18 protein-coding genes are annotated in these 17156 nt (G+C 70.0%); 14 read left to right on the top strand and 4 right to left on the bottom strand.

The window, feature by feature from the left end; translation table 11 throughout:
* The first annotated feature begins 58 nt into the window (after window positions 1-58).
* From P696_RS0124970 to P696_RS0125020, 11 genes are all read left to right on the top strand, one after another.
* Window positions 59-616, top strand: coding sequence for a hypothetical protein (locus tag P696_RS0124970; RefSeq protein WP_026414465.1), 558 nt, complete (start codon window positions 59-61; stop codon window positions 614-616).
* 156 nt (window positions 617-772) lie between these two features.
* Window positions 773-1534, top strand: coding sequence for an isoprenyl transferase (locus tag P696_RS0124975; RefSeq protein ID WP_026414466.1), 762 nt, complete (start codon window positions 773-775; stop codon window positions 1532-1534).
* A 309-nt stretch (window positions 1535-1843) separates the two neighbouring features.
* Window positions 1844-3193 (top strand): RNA 5'-3' helicase PhoH2, encoded by a 1350-nt coding sequence (gene phoH2 / locus P696_RS0124980; RefSeq protein WP_084338110.1) that lies wholly within the window; start codon window positions 1844-1846, stop codon window positions 3191-3193.
* A gap of 506 nt (window positions 3194-3699) precedes the next feature.
* Window positions 3700-4824: an aggregation-promoting factor C-terminal-like domain-containing protein gene (locus P696_RS57535; RefSeq protein ID WP_211245842.1), complete on the top strand. Its 1125-nt coding sequence runs from the start codon at window positions 3700-3702 to the stop codon at window positions 4822-4824.
* Window positions 4825-5378: 554 nt separating this feature from the next.
* A complete protein-coding gene (locus P696_RS0124990; RefSeq protein ID WP_026414469.1) occupies window positions 5379-5840 on the top strand; it encodes an aggregation-promoting factor C-terminal-like domain-containing protein in 462 nt (153 codons plus the stop codon).
* Window positions 5841-6075: 235 nt separating this feature from the next.
* The gene (locus P696_RS52925; RefSeq protein WP_051468119.1) at window positions 6076-6753 is read left to right on the top strand and encodes an aggregation-promoting factor C-terminal-like domain-containing protein; all 678 of its coding nucleotides are present in this window, start codon (window positions 6076-6078) and stop codon (window positions 6751-6753) included.
* A gap of 348 nt (window positions 6754-7101) precedes the next feature.
* Window positions 7102-7353, top strand: coding sequence for a hypothetical protein (locus P696_RS0125000; protein ID WP_034486618.1), 252 nt, complete (start codon window positions 7102-7104; stop codon window positions 7351-7353).
* Window positions 7328-7846 carry a DUF6879 family protein gene (locus P696_RS0125005; RefSeq protein ID WP_026414471.1) on the top strand — a complete coding sequence of 173 codons (519 nt, stop codon included), beginning with the start codon at window positions 7328-7330 and terminating at the stop codon, window positions 7844-7846. The genes P696_RS0125000 and P696_RS0125005 overlap by 26 nt, the downstream gene beginning before the upstream one ends.
* 9 nt (window positions 7847-7855) lie before the next feature.
* Window positions 7856-8704 carry a helix-turn-helix domain-containing protein gene (locus P696_RS0125010; protein WP_026414472.1) on the top strand — a complete coding sequence of 283 codons (849 nt, stop codon included), beginning with the start codon at window positions 7856-7858 and terminating at the stop codon, window positions 8702-8704.
* A 64-nt stretch (window positions 8705-8768) separates the two neighbouring features.
* Window positions 8769-9107 (top strand): hypothetical protein, encoded by a 339-nt coding sequence (locus P696_RS0125015; protein ID WP_157429895.1) that lies wholly within the window; start codon window positions 8769-8771, stop codon window positions 9105-9107.
* Window positions 9108-9121: 14 nt separating this feature from the next.
* Window positions 9122-10297 (top strand): methyltransferase domain-containing protein, encoded by a 1176-nt coding sequence (locus P696_RS0125020; RefSeq protein ID WP_051468120.1) that lies wholly within the window; start codon window positions 9122-9124, stop codon window positions 10295-10297.
* 48 nt (window positions 10298-10345) lie between these two features.
* On the opposite strand, the gene P696_RS58855 is transcribed toward P696_RS0125020, so the two are convergent.
* The gene (locus tag P696_RS58855) at window positions 10346-10543 is read right to left on the bottom strand and encodes a DUF397 domain-containing protein (protein ID WP_084338086.1); all 198 of its coding nucleotides are present in this window, start codon (window positions 10541-10543) and stop codon (window positions 10346-10348) included.
* Entirely contained in the window at window positions 10540-11418 is an 879-nt protein-coding gene (locus tag P696_RS0125025) for a helix-turn-helix domain-containing protein (RefSeq protein WP_051468121.1), read from the bottom strand. The genes P696_RS58855 and P696_RS0125025 overlap by 4 nt, the downstream gene beginning before the upstream one ends.
* Window positions 11419-11597: 179 nt before the next feature.
* Between P696_RS0125025 and P696_RS57005 the strand changes: the two genes are divergently transcribed.
* The 3 genes from P696_RS57005 to P696_RS0125040 all read left to right on the top strand — a co-directional run bounded on the left by P696_RS57005 (window position 11598) and on the right by P696_RS0125040 (window position 13551).
* Complete coding sequence (locus P696_RS57005; protein WP_026414476.1) at window positions 11598-11894, top strand: hypothetical protein; 297 nt, start codon at window positions 11598-11600, stop codon at window positions 11892-11894.
* The gene (locus P696_RS52930) at window positions 11891-12361 is read left to right on the top strand and encodes an ATP-binding protein (protein WP_051468122.1); all 471 of its coding nucleotides are present in this window, start codon (window positions 11891-11893) and stop codon (window positions 12359-12361) included. The genes P696_RS57005 and P696_RS52930 overlap by 4 nt, the downstream gene beginning before the upstream one ends.
* A 338-nt stretch (window positions 12362-12699) precedes the next feature.
* Window positions 12700-13551 carry an SDR family NAD(P)-dependent oxidoreductase gene (locus tag P696_RS0125040; protein WP_026414477.1) on the top strand — a complete coding sequence of 284 codons (852 nt, stop codon included), beginning with the start codon at window positions 12700-12702 and terminating at the stop codon, window positions 13549-13551.
* A 77-nt stretch (window positions 13552-13628) separates the two neighbouring features.
* Here the strand turns inward: P696_RS0125040 and P696_RS0125045 are convergent, their stop codons facing one another.
* Together P696_RS0125045 and P696_RS47945 are read right to left on the bottom strand one after the other, a co-directional pair.
* Window positions 13629-15020, bottom strand: coding sequence for a class II fumarate hydratase (locus P696_RS0125045; RefSeq protein ID WP_034486620.1), 1392 nt, complete (start codon window positions 15018-15020; stop codon window positions 13629-13631).
* Window positions 15021-15455: 435 nt separating this feature from the next.
* A complete protein-coding gene (locus P696_RS47945; RefSeq protein WP_051468123.1) occupies window positions 15456-16742 on the bottom strand; it encodes a serine/threonine-protein kinase in 1287 nt (428 codons plus the stop codon).
* Window positions 16743-17156 lie beyond the last annotated feature (414 nt).

The following is a 17156-nucleotide window of genomic DNA, read 5'->3' on the forward strand; positions in this document are numbered from 1 at the left end:
CCGATCTTCGCGAGCGGGTGGTGGGGGTTTTGGGAAGGGCCCGCCTAGGGTGATCTTTGTGGGAGGACTCCGCTGCCTGGACGGGTCGGCGCTCGCGGTCGTGCCGGTCGCGGCGCGGGACCGGCGCGGGCTCGCCTACGAGGTCACCCTCGAGCTGCGGCGCGACGGCGACCTCTTCGGACGCGTCGGAGAGCGCTGCGGCTACTTCCTCGGCGACCTGGCGCGGCGCCTGGCCGTCGCGCGCGCGGACGACTCCCCGCAGGCCCTGGCCTGGCCCGATCCGGACGACCGGTTCCCCGACCCCGCGGACGAGCGCTGGATCTCCGGACCTGGGACGGGCTGCGAGCCCGAGCTGTTCGCCTTCCGGTACCGGGACCGGGGCGATCTCGCCAGCACCGGCGAGCTGCGGTGCAGCGTGCGCACGTCGGCCGCGTGGGTCGGCCCGCACCGGTCGCCGGACGGCCGCTGGCGGCTCGCCCGGCGGGCGGTCGTGGAGGCGTGGGGCGCGGGCGGACGGGGCGTCCGGGCCGTCCTCACAGCGGGACAACTCGCCGAATTCCTGGCGGAACTTCTCGCCGAGGCCGATCGTCTTGGACCAACCGTGGGCCATAATTGAGCGTCGTTTCCGTCAAGAAACGATCGCGCGAGGGGGTGCCCACACATGGCGGACGAGCGGAGGACCGGGACGAACCGGGCCATCCGGCGGCATCGTCCGCGCCGTGCCCCGGCCGAGGACGGCCTGATCGGCGCGATCCGGCACAGCGCTCCCTACGTGGCGTTCCGCGACGTCGTCTACCGCCTGTACGCGCGGCGCGTGGAGCGGTACATCCCGAACGAGGTCGTCCCCCGGCACGTCGGCGTCATCCTGGACGGCAACCGCCGCTGGGCCCGCGCGATGGGCATGGACGACGTGAACCGCGGCCACCAGCGCGGCGCCGACAAGATCTCCGACCTGCTGCACTGGTCCACCGAGGCCGGGGTGGAGGTGGTCACGCTGTGGCTGCTGTCCACCGACAACCTGTCCCGTCCGGCGGCCGAGCTGGATCCGCTGCTGCGCATCATCGAGAACACCGTCGAGGGCCTGGCCGCCGAGGGATGGCACGTCAAGCCGGTCGGAGCGCTCGACCTTCTGCCCGACAAGACCGCGTTGGTCCTCAAGAAGGCCGGTGAAGAGACATCTGACCGTCCCGGCCTGATTGTGAACGTCGCGGTTGGGTATGGAGGTAGACGTGAGATCGCTGATGCGGTGCGCTCACTGCTCCTCGAGCAGGCGGGTAAGGGCACCAGCATCGAGGAGCTCGCAGAGATCCTCGACGTGGAGCACATCGCCGAGCATCTCTACACGCGCGGCCAACCGGACCCCGACCTGGTCATCCGAACCTCGGGTGAGCAGCGGCTGTCCGGTTTCATGCTGTGGCAGAGCGCGCACTCGGAGTTCTACTTCTGCGAGGTCCACTGGCCGGACTTCCGCAAGGTGGACTACCTGCGGGCCCTGCGCTCCTACGCCGCGCGTCACCGGCGCTACGGTTCCTGACGGTCGCCGCCCCAACCTCGCGATCACCGCCCCGGGCATCCCCGGTCACCTCTCCGGTGGCCCGCTCCGGCATGCCTTGGGGGCGGACCGCCGCGCCACGAGTTCATCCCCCACGATCAGGGAGATCGAGTGGCCACAACCCTCCCGCGCCGTCCCGAGTCCGGCGAGCCCGCCGGACCGTCCGGCCGCCACGTCACGGGCAGCCACGTCAGCGGAGCTCCGGCCGGCCGTGACCGCGGCTCGTCCGGCGCTGTGGACGGCACCCTGTCCGGAGTCGCCGACGGTGCGCCAGGCGGCCTCCGTCACGGCATCCCGGACGGCGCCCCCGGCGAGACACTCGAAGACGCCTTCGAGGACCTCCCGGACCGGCGCACCTACGTCCTCGACACCAGCGTCCTGCTCGCCGACCCGGGGGCGATGACCCGGTTCGCCGAGCACGAGGTCGTCCTTCCGATCGTCGTCATCTCCGAGCTCGAGGGCAAACGGCACCATCCCGAGCTCGGCTACTTCGCCCGCCAGGCCCTGCGCACGCTGGACGACCTGCGGCTCACCCACGGACGGCTGGACGAGGCGCTGCCCATCGGCGACCTCGGCGGCACGCTGCGGGTCGAGCTGAACCACTCCGACCCGTCGGTGCTACCGGACGGGTTCCGGCTCGGCGACAACGACACCCGCATCCTGTCGGTCGCGAGCTGGCTGGCGCACGAGGGCCGCGAGGTCGTCCTCGTCTCCAAGGACCTGCCGATGCGGGTGAAGGCGTCGGCGGTGGGCCTGGCGGCCGAGGAGTACCGCGCCGAACTCGCGGTCGTGGAGTCCGGCTGGACCGGGATGCGCGAGATCGAGGTGACGGCCGCGGCGGTCGAGGAGCTGTACGAGGACGGGCACACCGACCTGGAGGAGGCCCGCGACCTGCCCTGCCACACCGGGCTGCGGCTGCTGTCGGAGCGCGGCTCGGCGCTGGCCCGCACCGCGCCGGACAAGTCCGTGCGGCTCGTCCGGGGCGACCGGGAGGTGTTCGGGCTTCGCGGACGTTCCGCCGAGCAGCGCGTCGCCCTGGACCTGCTGATGGACGAGTCCGTCGGCATCGTCTCGCTGGGCGGACGGGCCGGGACGGGCAAGTCGGCGCTCGCGCTGTGCGCGGGGCTGGAGGCCGTCCTGGAGCGGCGGGCGCACCGCAAGGTCGTCGTGTTCCGCCCGCTGTACGCGGTCGGCGGCCAGGAGCTCGGCTACCTGCCGGGGACCGAGAACGACAAGATGTCGCCGTGGGCGCAGGCCGTCTACGACACGCTCTCGGCGGTCACCACGCCCGAGGTCATCGAGGAGGTCCTCGACCGGGGGATGCTGGAGGTGCTGCCGCTCACCCACATCCGCGGCCGGTCGCTGCACGACGCGTTCGTGATCGTGGACGAGGCGCAGTCGCTCGAACGGGGCGTCCTGCTGACCGTCCTGTCCCGGATCGGGTCGGGCTCGCGGGTCGTCCTCACGCACGACGTGGCCCAGCGGGACAACCTCAGGGTCGGACGCCACGACGGCGTCGCGGCCGTCGTGGAACGGTTGAAAGGCCACCCGCTGTTCGCGCACGTGACGCTGACGCGCTCCGAGCGCTCGCCGATCGCGGCCCTGGTGACCGACATGCTCGGCGACGTCGGGGGAGTGTGAGGAAGGCGGCGGACGAGGCTGACGCCGCGGAGCTCCGGGGCTGACGTGGTGGCGGGCCGGGTGCCCGAGTTGGGCGGAGGGTGATCCGGCGACGACGTTCCGTGGAGGCCCCGGCGGTTTCGACACCGCCGGGGCTTTCGCTTTTCCTCTACGTAAAGTGATCACTAAACATCACTCCGTAGAGCTGTGACGAACGTCACACAACCTAAGGCGAGCGTTAAGAATCCCAGGTCTCGCGGCGCATCGGGCCATTCCGGTGACGAGTTGACAACCGTCGCATGAAGACCATCAATCTCGATTTGGTTGCGAACCACCCGATCACGTCGGGCATTGTGTCTCCCCGTAAGCACCTCCGAGCGGAGTGCGGACGGCGGGCGAGTCCCTGAAGCGCCGCGTCCACCTCCGCTCCGGGCCGGGGCAGCCGCCGACGGCGGGGTCCCGCGACGGCCCAGGGGTGACAGCCTCGTCCGCGCGTCCATGCGCGGACGACCGTCGGAAGGACCGCCTTGTCCGGAGACCGTCACGGCTCCCCTTGGCGAGACGATCGACACAGCTCCGACCCTCTCGGGCAGAACGGCTTCGCGTCGTCCGGCGGCGCGCCGGTGTCCGGGCCGGTCGGCTCCGAGCCCTACGCGGCCCCCGACGCCTTCGGCACCACGCCCGACGCCTTCGGCATGACGCCCGCGGCCTCCGGCACGACGCCCGCCGCCTTCGGCATGGCGCCGGAAGCCGCTGAGATCGCCGAGGACGACGTCCGGGTGGCCGGGTCGGCCGCACGGCCGGGTTCCGGCGGCGCGGGCGACACCGGCGAACTGCCGCCGGTCGGGTCCGCCTTCCCCGGAGCCACCGAGGTCATCTCGAGCGACGAGCCCGCCGCCAGGAGCGCGCGCGGTCCTCGCCAGGCCCGCAGGAGCGCCGGTCGTCGTCCCGCGTCGTCAGGTTCTTCCCGTTCCGGCCGCACCGGCCTGAAGATCGCCGTCGCCGCGGCGGGCGCGGTCGTCGTGCTCGGCGGTGGCGCCGCCGCCTTCGCGCTCACCGGGTCCGACTCGGGCTCGTCCAAGGGCAAGGGCGCGAACTCGGACCAGACGACCGTCGCGTCCGGCCAGGCCAAGGCCGCGATGCCGCCGCTCGACCCGGCGAAGGTCGAGGCGCAGCGCCGGAAGCTCGCGATCGACCGCGCGTCCCGCGCCGCCCGCGACGACGCCGACCCCGCCAAGCTGATGCCCAAGGGCAAGCCCGTCCCGTCGCCGACCCCCTCCAAGAGCGGCGACTCGTCCGGCGGAGGCAGCGGCAGCGGTGGCGGCCCGTCCGGCGACCCGGTGCCCGCCGGTGAGGCGCAGCAGATCGCCAAGTCGATGCTGCCGAGCTACGGGTTCTCCGGCTCCGGGCAGTTCGGCTGCCTGGTCAAGCTGTGGAACAAGGAGAGCGGCTGGAACACCCACGCCGCCAACCCGACGTCGGGCGCCTACGGCATCCCGCAGGCCCTGCCCGGTTCGAAGATGGCCAGCGCCGGTTCCGACTGGCAGAACAGCGCCCGCACCCAGATCAAGTGGGGCCTCGGCTACATCAAGAACCGCTACAGCACTCCCTGCGGCGCCTGGTCGCACAGCCAGTCCGTCGGCTGGTACTGACCACCGGACGAACGGCCGGCGCACCTCTCGCGTCGGCCGTTCGCTCCGACAGCAGCCCGCTCTGAAGGCCGCCCGCTTCGACGGCCGTTCGTTCTGCGGTGTTCGTCCTGCGGTCGTTCGCGTTGGCGGACGGGTTCCGGTGAAGGGCCGCGTCGGCGGCGTCCGGGGTCCGGTGGCCGCTCACCTTTCCTGCCGACATCGCCGTCGGCTGCTCTGACCGGCGCTTCTTCGGCCGGTTCTAACTCCACAGGTCTCGGACGGCCCTTCGGCGGGCCGTCCGCGAGGGACGCCCTCCCCGTTACGGAGGGGAGGAGTCCCCGGGCGCGCAAGCTCCGCGCCCTCAGGCCGGTCCCACCTACCGAGGATCGGCCTCTCACCTCGGCAGCACGTGCGGCCCGTTCCCCTCAAGGGGACGGTTCTGTCCGCATGGCCATCGCGTCCCCCCGACGCCCCCTGGCGCCCGGTCGTCCCGCCCGTTCGCGGACGGGACCGCGCCGTCCGAGGTGGCCCTTCGCCGGACCGACCGGTCCGTCCGGCACGACGAAAGGTCTGCATTGGCTGTCAAGCCCCTCCGACGCTCCGCCACGGTCGTCCTCGCCGCGTCCCTGACCTTCGGGGTCGTCGCCGAGGCCGTCCCGGCCCAGGCCGCGGCCCCGACCCGCGCCGCGTCCGTCGTGACCGCGAAGACCACGGTCTCGGCGCAGCGGCTCACGCGGGCCCAGCGCAACCGGGTCATCGCGAAGCGCATGGTCGCCAAGCGCGGCTGGTCGAACCGGCAGTACAAGTGCCTGGTGAAGCTCTGGAATCGGGAAAGCCACTGGAATCACAAGGCGGGCCGGACGTCCGGCGCGTACGGCATCCCGCAGGCGCTCCCCGGACGCAAGATGCGCAGCGCCGGCAAGGACTGGCGGACCAACCCGCAGACCCAGATCAGGTGGGGCCTGCGCTACATCAAGGGCCGCTACGGCACCCCGTGCCGCGCCCTCGGGCACTCCAGCTCGCGCGGCTGGTACTAGCCGCTTCGCCCGGATCGGGCGGTGTGCTCCGCGATGGTCACTTGTGACGTCTGATCTGTAGTGCTGTGTGTCGCATGGGGCTTATGCCCTGGCGCGGACGTGAGGGGACGGACTCCGGTCCGTCCCCTTTTGTCTGCTCGCTCGGAAAGCGCCGACCCATGGGTCGGCAAAAGCCCGGTGCGCGGCTCCGGAATCTCCCCGCGCGCCGCCGCGGAACCGGAGCACGCTACGACCCGTGTCCACTCACCGATCCACAGGCCCAGCGTCCACCCCAGACACGGCGTCCGGCTTCGACACGGCGTCCGCTTCGGGTGCCGCGTCCGGCCCCGACAGCGCGTCCGATCTCGACCTCGCCACCGCGCCCGGTGTCGCGCCGGGTGTCGCGCCCGGATCTGGGGGCCGCATCCGCGCGGCGGTCCGCCTGGCCGCCGTCGGCGCGGCGACGGCCCTGGTCGCCACGCCGCTGCTGGCCACCCCGGTGAAGACCATCTCGTCCGCCGCCGAACGAGCCACCGGCGCCGTCCTCCCCACCGGGCCCGACCGCCGCCCCCTGCTCCGCCGCGCCGCCGACCGCCACACACCGGACCGCCGCGACCGCCGGACGCGCCGCCTGCACCGCAACAAGACGATGGCCCGCGCCCTCATGAACCGCTTCGGCTGGCGCTCCGCCCGCCAGTACCGCTGCCTCGAACACCTCTGGACGCACGAGAGCCACTGGAACGAACGCGCCCACAGCCCGTCCGGCGCCCACGGCATCCCCCAGGCCCTCCCAGGCGCCAAGATGTCCGCCGCGGGCCCCCACTGGCAGTCCAACGCCCAAACCCAGATCCGCTGGGGCCTCCGCTACATCCGAGGCCGCTACGGCACCCCCTGCACCGCCTGGGCCCACTGGCAATCCGCCGCCTGGTACTAACCCGCCCCGCCCGGAGCCCCAGCCAAAGGCCCTCGCTCCGCTCGGACAGCCCCCTTGAGGCTCCCGCCCCAAACCCCAAGCTGGGGGCTCCGCCCCCAGACCCCCGAAAGCCGCGGATGCTTCGGCCCATCCGGCGGCACCGAGCTCCGCGACTCTCGTCTCACTTGGCCCTCATTCCCGCGTCCGTCTCAAACTCAAGGAGACGAGGGCTACTGCGCGCGCGGCTTGGCTACCTGGCTCAACGGATAGGGCGATACCAGAATCCTTGACGGTGTGGAGAACCAAGGCAGAGGATCAGACTGCAGCGTGCGCGCAAGCTCGCGCACACCAGCCGCACTGGAGGACATTGTGGCTCTGGAGTTCTTCGGCAAGGACGACACCAGCAAGAACCAAGGATCTCCCGCGGTCTTCGTGGACCGGGGCACCAACGAACTCGTGCTTCAGGGCTGGACCGAAGCCGACACGGCGGTGCTGAAGGAGATCTCTGCTTTCAGTCGTACCGCGGACAACGAATCATCAGTGCGCCTTCCGGCCCGCATGAAGCCGATGATCCTCAAGGCTCTGGAGGCTCTCGATGGGGACTCCCCTCACCAACGATAGATTTGAGGACCTCCTCTCTGCGGCGAATCGATCGGCCGTCCACCTGGAGCTCCGCGATGCCTACATGGCGGATGACTCGTTCACGAGATGGCGGGAGACGGGTGCCGTCGCCAGGGATGCCAATGATGAGTGGTGGATCTCCACTGTGGGCAAGCAGGTCGAGCGGGGCGTTGCGGTCAAGAGGGCGCGCATCGTCTCCGAACCCCTGTCCGCTTATAGTCGATGGCTCTGGGAGTGCACGCCCGCGGTGAATCTGGCGGCTGGTGAGACGGTTCGCTGGCTGCCAAGACATCGAACGGCAGGACTGGTTGTTCCTCCTGCGGATTTCTGGGTCTTCGATTCCGAGGTCCTGGCGTGGAACCACTTCAGCGGTGATGGCGAGTGGGCAGGCAACGAGGTGACTCGCTCCCGGGAGCTGATCAAACTCTGCCTGGAAGCGTTTGAGGCGGTGTGGGAGCGAGCCATCGACCACCAGGAGTACAGGCCCGTCTAGCATCCGAACATGCCCACGCACCCCTCGTCCTCCATCCAGCAAGCACGCGAAGCCCTGGCCGCACGGCTACGAGAACTGCGCCTCGACGCCGGTCTGTCCGCCCGTGAGCTGGCTGCCGCCTGTGGTTGGCACGAGTCGAAGTGCAGTCGAATCCAGAGTGCGAGGCAAGCGCTCGCGGACGCTGACATCAGAGCGTGGTGTGGGGCATGCGGCGCCGGTGAACGAACAGTATCCGAGCTGATCGCCGCGAATCGGCAGCTCGACTCTGCCTATGTCGAATGGCATCGAATGCAGCGCGGTGGCCTGAAGCGACTCCAGGAGGCAGTGCTGCCGCTATGGGAGAACACCAGGACGTTCCGCATCTATGAGCCGGGTGTGGTTCCGGGTTTCTTTCAAACTTCGGGCTATGCAGGCGCGCTGCTTGATCGGATAGCCGAGTTCTTTTCGATACCAGGCGGCGCCGACGAGGCGACAACTGCACGATTGGAACGGCAGCGGCTTCTCTATTCCGGCGCTCATCGATTTGCCGTGGTGATCGAAGAGAGCGTACTCCGAACCCGCATCGGCGGGGCGGACGTCATGGCGGGGCAGCTTGGCCACCTGCTCGACGTCATGGCCCTCCCCTCGGTCTCGCTCGGCATCGTCCCCTTCTCCGTGGACCGGTCCATGTGGCCGACCGAGGGATTCTGGATCCTGGATGATGAACAAGTTGTCATCGAGACCGTGTCCGCCAAGATCACAGTCGAGCAGGCGGGCGAATTGGACCTTTACGGGCGGACCTTCGCGGAGCTGTCCGCGATGGCGGTGACCGGAGCTCCTGCGCGACAACTGATCACGGCTGCGATCTCCATGCTCTGACCTCGTGTGCAAGTCGGCACAAGTTCATGGCCTCTGGGGCGGGCACGCTTCTAGCGTCCAGAGCATGAGCTTCGACCGTCCCAGGGATGCGGTGCGCGCAGTTGATCAGGTGTTGCCGTCCAACCAGCGGCGGACCTTTCTGGAAGTGCTCGACCAGGTGATCGGTGAGACGCAGCCGGGGCTCCGGTCGGGGCTGGTCACGCGGCAGGGATGTCCGGTGCTGTTCGTTCTGAACTCCGCGAACATCGCGCACCGGGCCGACATCGGGTGCGACTTCGACACGAGGGCCGGGTGGACGTTCACCTGGGCCGCCGACGGCCGCACCATCGAATCGGTCAGCGACACCCGAGCAGTCGCGCAGGTGGTCGCGCGGACGCTGCGCGCCACGTCCAGCCAGAGATGAGGAGGTGCAGCACGATGGGGAAGCACGAGGACCCGGCGGAGAAGAACGGCCACAAGCCGGGCAAGCCGATTCCGCTGACGGGAGGCGTCATGCGGCGCATCGAGGCGATGGTCGAGCGACTGACCGCGTCCGGATGGCTGACACAGGGCCCTATCAAGTCAGCGCTGCATGACGTCCCCCGGCACGCGTTCGCGCCGCCGGTGGCCTGGACCGGCGAAGGCGACCGGGTGAGTCGGCGGGCCGACCCCGAAGGCTGGCTCGATCTCGTCTACGGGAACGACGCGATCATCACTCAGCTCGATGACGGAACGACCGACATCACCACAGGCACGGGCCGGTTCACCTCGTCGCTCTCCGCGCCGAGCACCGTCGTGTCCCTTCTTGAGCTGCTGGACGCGGAGCCGGGGCATCGCGTCCTCGAAGTGGGCACCGGCACCGGATGGACGGCCGCGCTCCTGTCGCGTCTGGTCGGCGCGGAGAACGTCACGACCGTGGAGGTCGATCCTCAGGTGTCGGCTTGGGCCGCCGCCAACCTCAAGCAGGCGGGCAGCTCACCTCGGCTGATCGTGGGGGACGGGTCCCGGGGTTGGGCACAAGGCGCACCCTACGACCGGGTTCACGCCACGTGCGCGGTCGCTCGTGTGCCGTATGCGTGGATCGAGCAGACGCGTCCCGGTGGCGTGATCGTGACGCCCTACGATCCGGGGTTCGGGTCCAGCCACGAACTGCGCCTTGTGGTGATGCCGGACGGAACCGCGGTCGGCCGCTTCACCGGCTACGCCTCGTACATGATGCTGCGGGCGCAGCGTCATCCCGAGTGGAACACGTCCGCCCAACCCAGGAGCCGTTCGACGACCGACATCGACCCTCGGACGATCGGTTACGCGTCCGCAGGCGCGGACCTGGCGATGGGCGCGGCCATGCCCGGCGTGTGCGCAAGAGGCGAGCGCGAGGGCGACGGCTACACCCTGCGCTTGTGGAGTGGGGACGCATGGGCCACCGCCCGCTACGAGCCGGGGCGCGAGACCTACGAGGTCGAGCAAGCCGGAGACCGGGCGCTGTGGGATCTCGCGGTGTCCGCCTACTTCGGCTGGATCACGCACCGCAGCCCAGGCCGCGACCGCTTCGGCCTGACCGTCAGTCCCGCTGGCGACCGCGTCTGGCTGGACTGTCAAGACGGCGTCAACTGAAACCAGCGCCCGCCACCTCACCGAGCGGCCGTGAGTCGACCTCCGTGCCTACTCCGCACCGCGGATACGCGTGAGGATGCCTCCCCAAGCGCCGCTGGTGAACACCAGAGCAGGACCACAAGGATCCTTGCTGTCCCGGACGGCAATCGACTTGTGGGCATGCACAGGAGCCACATCCACGCAGCCGGAGGTCTCGCCGCTGTGGGTGCTCTTTCTCCAGCGAAGTTTCAGCAGATCCACGTTCACCTCGGCAGTTCCACAGCGATGGCTCTGATCAGCTCACGGGACTCGGCCGGACCGGCGGCATGCGCCTTGAGCTGATCGAACAGTCTGATGTGCATTCGGACCTGCTCCTCGTCCTCAAGAAAAAGTCCCGATACGACCTCACGGTAGACCACTGCCGGATCGCGCTGATCAGGAAAGCGCAACACGGTGAAAGAACCTGCGGCGAGGGCGGGGTGAGGCCCGTTGGCGAAGGGGAGTATCTGGAGCTGGACGTTGTCCAGGCGTGAGACGTCGACCAGGTGGTCGAGCTGCTCGCGCATCACGGCATCGTCGCCGACTCTGCGGCGGAGGCACGCCTCATCGAAGACGAACCAACACTCCACCGGATCGTCCTTCAGGCGGCGGGACTGTCGTGTCTGGCGGGCTTCGATCTTCTCTTCGGTCTCTTCCTTAGACCAGGAGTGCAGCTCGGCGGCGAGCAGTGCGCGCTGATAGTCGCGCGTTTGGAGAAGCCCGGGAATGGCCTGGCACATGAACTGCATGAGTTCGCCGGCCTCCTCTTCGAGGCCGATGTAGGTGAGGTAGCCGTCCTGGAAGGTTCCGCCGAGCCGTTGCCACCAGCCCTTGATCTTGCATTCGCGGGCCAACTGAACGAGTTCTTCTGTTTCGGTCTCGTCGAACTCCAGGAAGTGCGCATACCGCTCGACGTCGGCGAGCTTGGGGCGGCCCTCAGTGGGGGACTCGATGCGCGTGATGGTGACGGCCCCGACACCGACGTACTCGGCGGCCTGCCCTCGGGTGCGGCCGAGTTCGGCGCGACGGTCACGAAGGATCTTGGCCAGCCTGCGGCGGCGCACGGTGGGGCTGATCCGCCTTGTGGTCATCGCAACCTCCATGGGTGGGTTTGTCGCACGCGTGGACCCGAGAAATCTGAACCAGTTCACCTGAACGACTTGCGATTCGTTGAGGTGCTGAACACACTCCAAGTTACTGACCGATGACGCATCGTGCTGGCGGTTCGAACGATGAACCACGGGCTCAGCGTCGTTCGAGCCTTCCAGATCGAGGACTGACGATGTCGGTACCGGAGCAGTTCGAGCAGGGATTCCATCGGGAGCGGGTGCGACGTCATGAAGAGCTGCGGAACGCACTGGTTCAGATGGCTCCGGAGCTCACGTGCGAGCTGCGCGGGGGCGGCGACGTCATCGCGGTCTGGGACGGAAGAGACCCGCAGCGCCGTCGGGTCCTGGTGATGTGCACGCCCGTGACGCACTCCCGCGAGGAGCGTTGGCAGTACCTCTGGCATGGGGACGCAGGCGGGGCGTGGACGGCCCAGGAGGCGGCCCGGAAGATCAAGGAGCACTTCGCGTGAACGTCTCCGGCTTCACACGACTGCCGATCGGAGAGCGGGACGCCCCTTCCGCCACGCAGATCCCGGGTGCCGTCCGCAAGTGGCTGGCAAGGCAGATCGGAAGCTTCCACCCCGTGCTGGACGATGCCGGGCATGCGCTCGGTGAGGCGGTGACCAACGTCGTCCAGCACACGACGAGCGACGCGGTGCGCGTGAGCTACACACTGACGAGCCCGTTCGCCATTTACATCGAGGTCTACGACCAGGGCGGCAAGGGCGGACGGCCGAGGCTCGGCACCGCCAACCTCGATGCTGAGGAGGGGCGCGGCCTGTACATCATCGACGCCTTGTCGGACGGCGACTGGGGCTGCCGCCGGATCCCCGGCAGCGAAGGTCACGTCGTGTGGTTCAGCATCGACGTCAGCCCCGACCACTCCGACGAACAGAGCGATGTGGACGGGAGTCTCGTGGCTGTTTCTTCTCCGTGAGCTGACGGAGCATGGCATCTCGCTGGTGGATGGGCGCCTTCGCAAGGACAAGGGGCGGCTGTCGGATGGGGCTGACGGCCGCCCTCTTGTCGAACACGTTCACGTTCGGGCCTGAGATTTCGGGGGTCTGGGGGCGGATCCCCCAGCTTCGGGGTTGGGGCGGGAGCCCCAAGGGGGCTGCCCGAGCGGAGCGAGGTCCTTTTGAGGAGGTGCGCGGAGCGAGGTCCTTTCGAGGGTGGCCGGGCGTGGTGGGGGTCACAGGGTCGGGGCGTTATGCGGGGCGGGGTGGCGGTGTCTTGTGGGCGTCAGTGAATGGACGCGAGAACGGAAACGTCATCATGAGCAAGGTCTGGTTCGTCACCGGTTCGTCGCGTGGCCTGGGGCGGGAGTTCGTTGAGGCGGCGCTTTCGCGGGGGGACAAGGTGGCCGCGACCGCGCGGAGTGTCGGGAGCCTGGACGAACTGCTCGCCGAATACGGGGACGCGGTGCTTCCGCTGCGGGTGGACGTGACCGACCGGGACGCCGTCCAGGTCGCGGTGAAGCGGGCCCACGAGTACTTCGGACGGCTCGACGTCGTCGTCAACAACGCCGGATACGCGCAGATCGGCGCGGTCGAGGAGCTGAGCGAGCGGGAGCTGCGCGACCAGTTCGAGACGAATCTGTTCGGCGCGGTGTGGGTCGTCCAGGCGGCGCTTCCGTACCTGCGGGAGCAGGGGGCGGGGCACATCGTCCAGCTGTCCTCGGCGGCCGGGCTCATCGCGATGCCGCTCGGCGGCGCGTACCAGGCGTCCAAGTGGGCGCTGGAGGCGATGAACGAAACCCTCGCGAAGGAGGTCGCCGGGTTCGGGATCAAGGTGACCATCATCGAGCCGGGTGGGTTCGCGACCCGTTCCGGCAAGAACCCCGACCCGCTCGCGAACGGGTTCATGGCCGAGCTCAACCCGGCCTACGACGGGCTGCGTCAGCGGATGGCGGAGATCGCGGGCAGCCAGCCCGCGGGCGACCCCGCCTCCGCCGCGCGCACCCTGCTGCGGATCGTCGACTCCGACAACCCGCCGCTGCGGGTGCTGTTCGGTCAGGGCTTCCACCCGATGATCAAGCAGGCCTACGCCGAGCGGCTCCAGGTCTGGGAGGACGGCCAGGACCTCGCGGTCGCCGCCCACGGCAAGCTTGTCCCGTCCCCTGAGTGAGCTGAGCACGCCCGTACCCGCACCCCGTACGCCTTGGCCTGGCGCGGCGCTTCCGGTGGATGCGCCGCGCCTTGTGGTCAGGGGCGGGGTGGGCGGGTCATGGAGAGGACGTCGAGGGCGGCGTCCAGCTGGGCCTCGGTGAGGTCGCCGTTCTCGAGGTGGCCGCGTTCGATGACGACCTGGCGGATGGTCTTGCGTTCGGCGAGGGCCTGCTTGGCGACCTTCGCGGCCTCCTCGTAGCCGATGTAGCGGTTCAGCGGCGTCACGATGGACGGGGACGACTCGGCGTACTCGCGGGCGCGTTCGACGTTCGCCTCGATGCCGTCGACCGTCCGGTCGGCGAGGAGGCGGGAGACGTTCGCGAGCAGGCTGATCGACTCCAGGACGTTCCGGGCCAGCATCGGCAGCATGACGTTCAGCTCGAAGGAGCCGGACGCGCCGCCGAACGCGATCGCGGCGTCGTTGCCGATGACCTGGGCGGCGACCTGGGTGACGGCCTCCGGGATCACCGGGTTGACCTTGCCCGGCATGATGGACGACCCGGGCTGCAGGTCCGGCAGGCGGATCTCGGCGAGCCCGGCGCGCGGGCCGGAGCCCATCCAGCGCAGGTCATTGGCGATCTTGGTGAGCGAGACCGCGATCGTCTTCAGCGCGCCGGACGCCTCGACCAGGCCGTCCCGGGCGCCCTGCGCCTCGAAGTGGTCGCGGGCCTCGGTGAGCGGCAGGCCGGTCGCGCGGGCGACCTCCGCGATCACGCGGGCGGCGAAGCCGGGCGGGGTGTTGATGCCGGTGCCCACGGCCGTCCCGCCCAGGGGCAGCTCGGCCAGCCGCGGCAGGACGGCCTCCAGCCGCTCCACGCCGAGCCGGACCTGCGCCGCGTAGCCGCCGAACTCCTGGCCGAGGGTGACGGGCGTCGCGTCCATCAGGTGGGTGCGTCCCGACTTCACGACCTCGGCGAACTCCGCCCGCTTGCGCGCGAGGGACGCCTCCAGGTGGCGCAGCGCCGGGATCAGGTCGTTCAGCACCGCGCCCGTCGCCGCGATGTGGATGGACGAGGGGAACACGTCGTTCGACGACTGCGACGCGTTGACGTGGTCGTTCGGGTGGACGTCCCGTCCGAGGCGCTCGGTGGCGAGCGTCGCGACGACCTCGTTGGTGTTCATGTTGGACGACGTGCCGGAGCCCGTCTGGAACACGTCGATCGGGAACTGGTCGTCCCACGTCCCGGCGGCGACCTCGAGCGCCGCCTCCCGGATCGCCTGGGCCATGTCCTTCTCCAGGACGCCCAGTTCGGAGTTCACGGTCGCGGCGGCGGCCTTGATCTGGCCGAGCGCGGCGATGTGCGCGGGTTCGAGGCCGCGTCCGGAGATCGGGAAGTTCTCGACGGCGCGCTGCGTCTGCGCCCGCCACTTCGCCTCGGCCGGGACCCGAACCTCGCCCATGGAATCGTGCTCGATCCGGTAGTCCATGGAAAGCCACCTCCGCTGTGCCACGTCTCCGACGACGTGTCGGCCATGAATCGACGTTAACCCTCGTCGGTTCGCAGCCTCCGGAGCGCCCCGTCCATTCCCGGACGTGATCGACCAGACACCCCGTCCCCCGGATCCGGCCCCATCAGGATCCCGGCCTGCTGGAACCGGGATCCCGAAGCGCCGCAGCCGAGACCGCCAGCCATCTGCGACCGTCAGCCGCCCGAGGCCGTCAGCCGCCCGAGGCCGTCCTGCCATCCGGGCCGTCCGCCATCCGGGCCGTCCGCTGCTCGCGGGCGTCGGCGGCCCGGTGACCGTCCGCCGTCCGTGGCCGTCTGCCACCCGAGGGCGTCTGCCACCTGTGGCCGTCAGCCGTCCTGGCTGTCAGCTGCCCGTGGCTGTCAGCCGCTCGCGGGCGTCGGCGGCCCGTGGGTGTCAGCCGCCTGTGGCGGAGCGGTCCACGTTGTAGGTGCGGCGTTCGCCGGGACGGCCCTCCGGCTTGTGCTCGCCGTTGACCCAGATGTCGCAGGCGGCCGCGTTGCTCACGACGGCCGTCAGCTTCTGCTGGTTGTACTTGCGGGCGTCGCCCTTGGCGAGGGTCTCGTCCGCGAGGACGGTCAGCTTGGAACCGGGCACCGAGACGAAGATCTTGCAGCCGTCCTCGCGCGCGCGCACGAGCAGGGTCGCGGACTCCGCGCCCGCCGGGACACCGGACGAGGGCGTGCCCCCGCCGTTGGTCTTGCGCGAGGACTGGGTCGGGGACGGCCCGGGCTTCTCCTTCGTCATCCCGAAGATCAGTGCGGCGGCCCCGATGCCGCAGGACGCGACGGTCGCGCTGACCAGCGCGATCACGATCATGAGTCGGAGGCGGGGTGTGGCGGGCGCCGCGCGCCGGGCGGAGCGCGGCCCGTTGAGAGCGCGCTCCAGGCGGTCGGCGGCGCGGGCGTGGGTGAGCCTGCGCGTGGGGTTCTTCACGAGCAGCCCGTCGATCACCGGGGCCAGCGGCCCGGCGCGCAGCGGCGGCGGCGGGGACTCGTTCGCCAGGGCGCTGAGCGTCGCCATCACGTTCTCGCGCTCGAACGGCGGCTTGCCCTCGACCGCGGCGTACAGGGTCGCGCCGAGGGACCACAGGTCGGAGCGGGGCGTCGCCTTCTCCCCGGCGGCGACCTCGGGCGCGACGTAGGCGGGCGACCCCATGAAGTGGCCGGTCTTGGTGAGCTTCACCGAACCCGACGAGAACGCCAGGCCGAAGTCGGTCAGCACCACCCGGTCGCCGTCCAGCAGCACGTTGGACGGCTTGAGGTCGCGGTGCACGATGCCGGACCGGTGCGCCTCGTCCAGCGCGGTGAGGAGCTGGCGTCCGATGTGCGCCACGCGCTCGGGCGGGAGCGGCCCGTCGCGCTCGATCAGGTCCTCCAGGCTGGGGGACTCGATCAGCTCCATCACGATCCACGGACGGCCCTGCTCGATGACCACGTCGTAGACCTCGACGATCGAGGTCGAGCGCAACTGCGCCGGAGCGCGCGCCTCGCGCAGCGTCCGGCGGTAGAACACCACCCGGTCGTCCTCGGAGAGGTCCTCGGGCAGCCGCAGCTCCTTGATCGCCACCGCGCGATCGAGGAGGTCGTCGTGGCCTCTCCAGACGGTTCCGTTGGCGCCGTGACCGATTTCCGAGACCAGCCGGTAGCGCGTCGCCAGCACGAGGCGCTCTGACTGAGACATGGCGGAAAAGATACCGGAGTGACCAGGTTCCGAGCGGCTACACCCAGGCACCAACTTGGATTTTCCGCCGAATGTATCCGCTCTGTCACCTTAGGCCCGGCCAGTGCCCCCGCGTCCCCAGATCACCCCCGTGCAAACCTGCCCGACCGTCCCCGAAAGCCTCGTCCCGCAACGCCCCCGAGCCACCCCGTTCTCACCCACACGCGACGCGCCCCGCGAGCCCGCGACCCGGCGCGTCCGGGCGACCTGAGCGGCTGCGCCCGGACGCGTCAGACGGCGCGCTCCCGCCCCGAAGCGACACAGCCGAACCGCGATCTCCGCGGGCTAGGTGTGCGAGGAGCTCAGCCTGCGCACGAGCGCGTTACCAACCGCGCGGGGCGACGCCGGAGGCGAGCCCCGCGCGGTTGATCGCGA

Origin of the sequence: Actinomadura oligospora ATCC 43269, from assembly GCF_000518265.1 — a bacterium.
Classification (GTDB): domain Bacteria; phylum Actinomycetota; class Actinomycetes; order Streptosporangiales; family Streptosporangiaceae; genus Spirillospora; species Spirillospora oligospora.

Bases quoted from the DNA above. Each gene is read 5' to 3' on its own strand.
- P696_RS0125045 (WP_034486620.1), bottom strand. From the start codon at position 15,020: ATGGACTACCGGATCGAGCACGATTCCATGGGCGAGGTTCGGGTCCCG.
- P696_RS0125020 (WP_051468120.1), top strand. From the start codon at position 9,122: ATGGGGAAGCACGAGGACCCGGCGGAGAAGAACGGCCACAAGCCGGGC.
- P696_RS57005 (WP_026414476.1), top strand. From the start codon at position 11,598: ATGTCGGTACCGGAGCAGTTCGAGCAGGGATTCCATCGGGAGCGGGTG.
- P696_RS47945 (WP_051468123.1), bottom strand. From the start codon at position 16,742: ATGTCTCAGTCAGAGCGCCTCGTGCTGGCGACGCGCTACCGGCTGGTC.
- P696_RS0125040 (WP_026414477.1), top strand. From the start codon at position 12,700: ATGAGCAAGGTCTGGTTCGTCACCGGTTCGTCGCGTGGCCTGGGGCGG.
- P696_RS0125025 (WP_051468121.1), bottom strand. From the start codon at position 11,418: ATGGAGGTTGCGATGACCACAAGGCGGATCAGCCCCACCGTGCGCCGC.
- P696_RS0125005 (WP_026414471.1), top strand. From the start codon at position 7,328: ATGGGGACTCCCCTCACCAACGATAGATTTGAGGACCTCCTCTCTGCG.
- P696_RS0125010 (WP_026414472.1), top strand. From the start codon at position 7,856: ATGCCCACGCACCCCTCGTCCTCCATCCAGCAAGCACGCGAAGCCCTG.
- P696_RS0125015 (WP_157429895.1), top strand. From the start codon at position 8,769: ATGAGCTTCGACCGTCCCAGGGATGCGGTGCGCGCAGTTGATCAGGTG.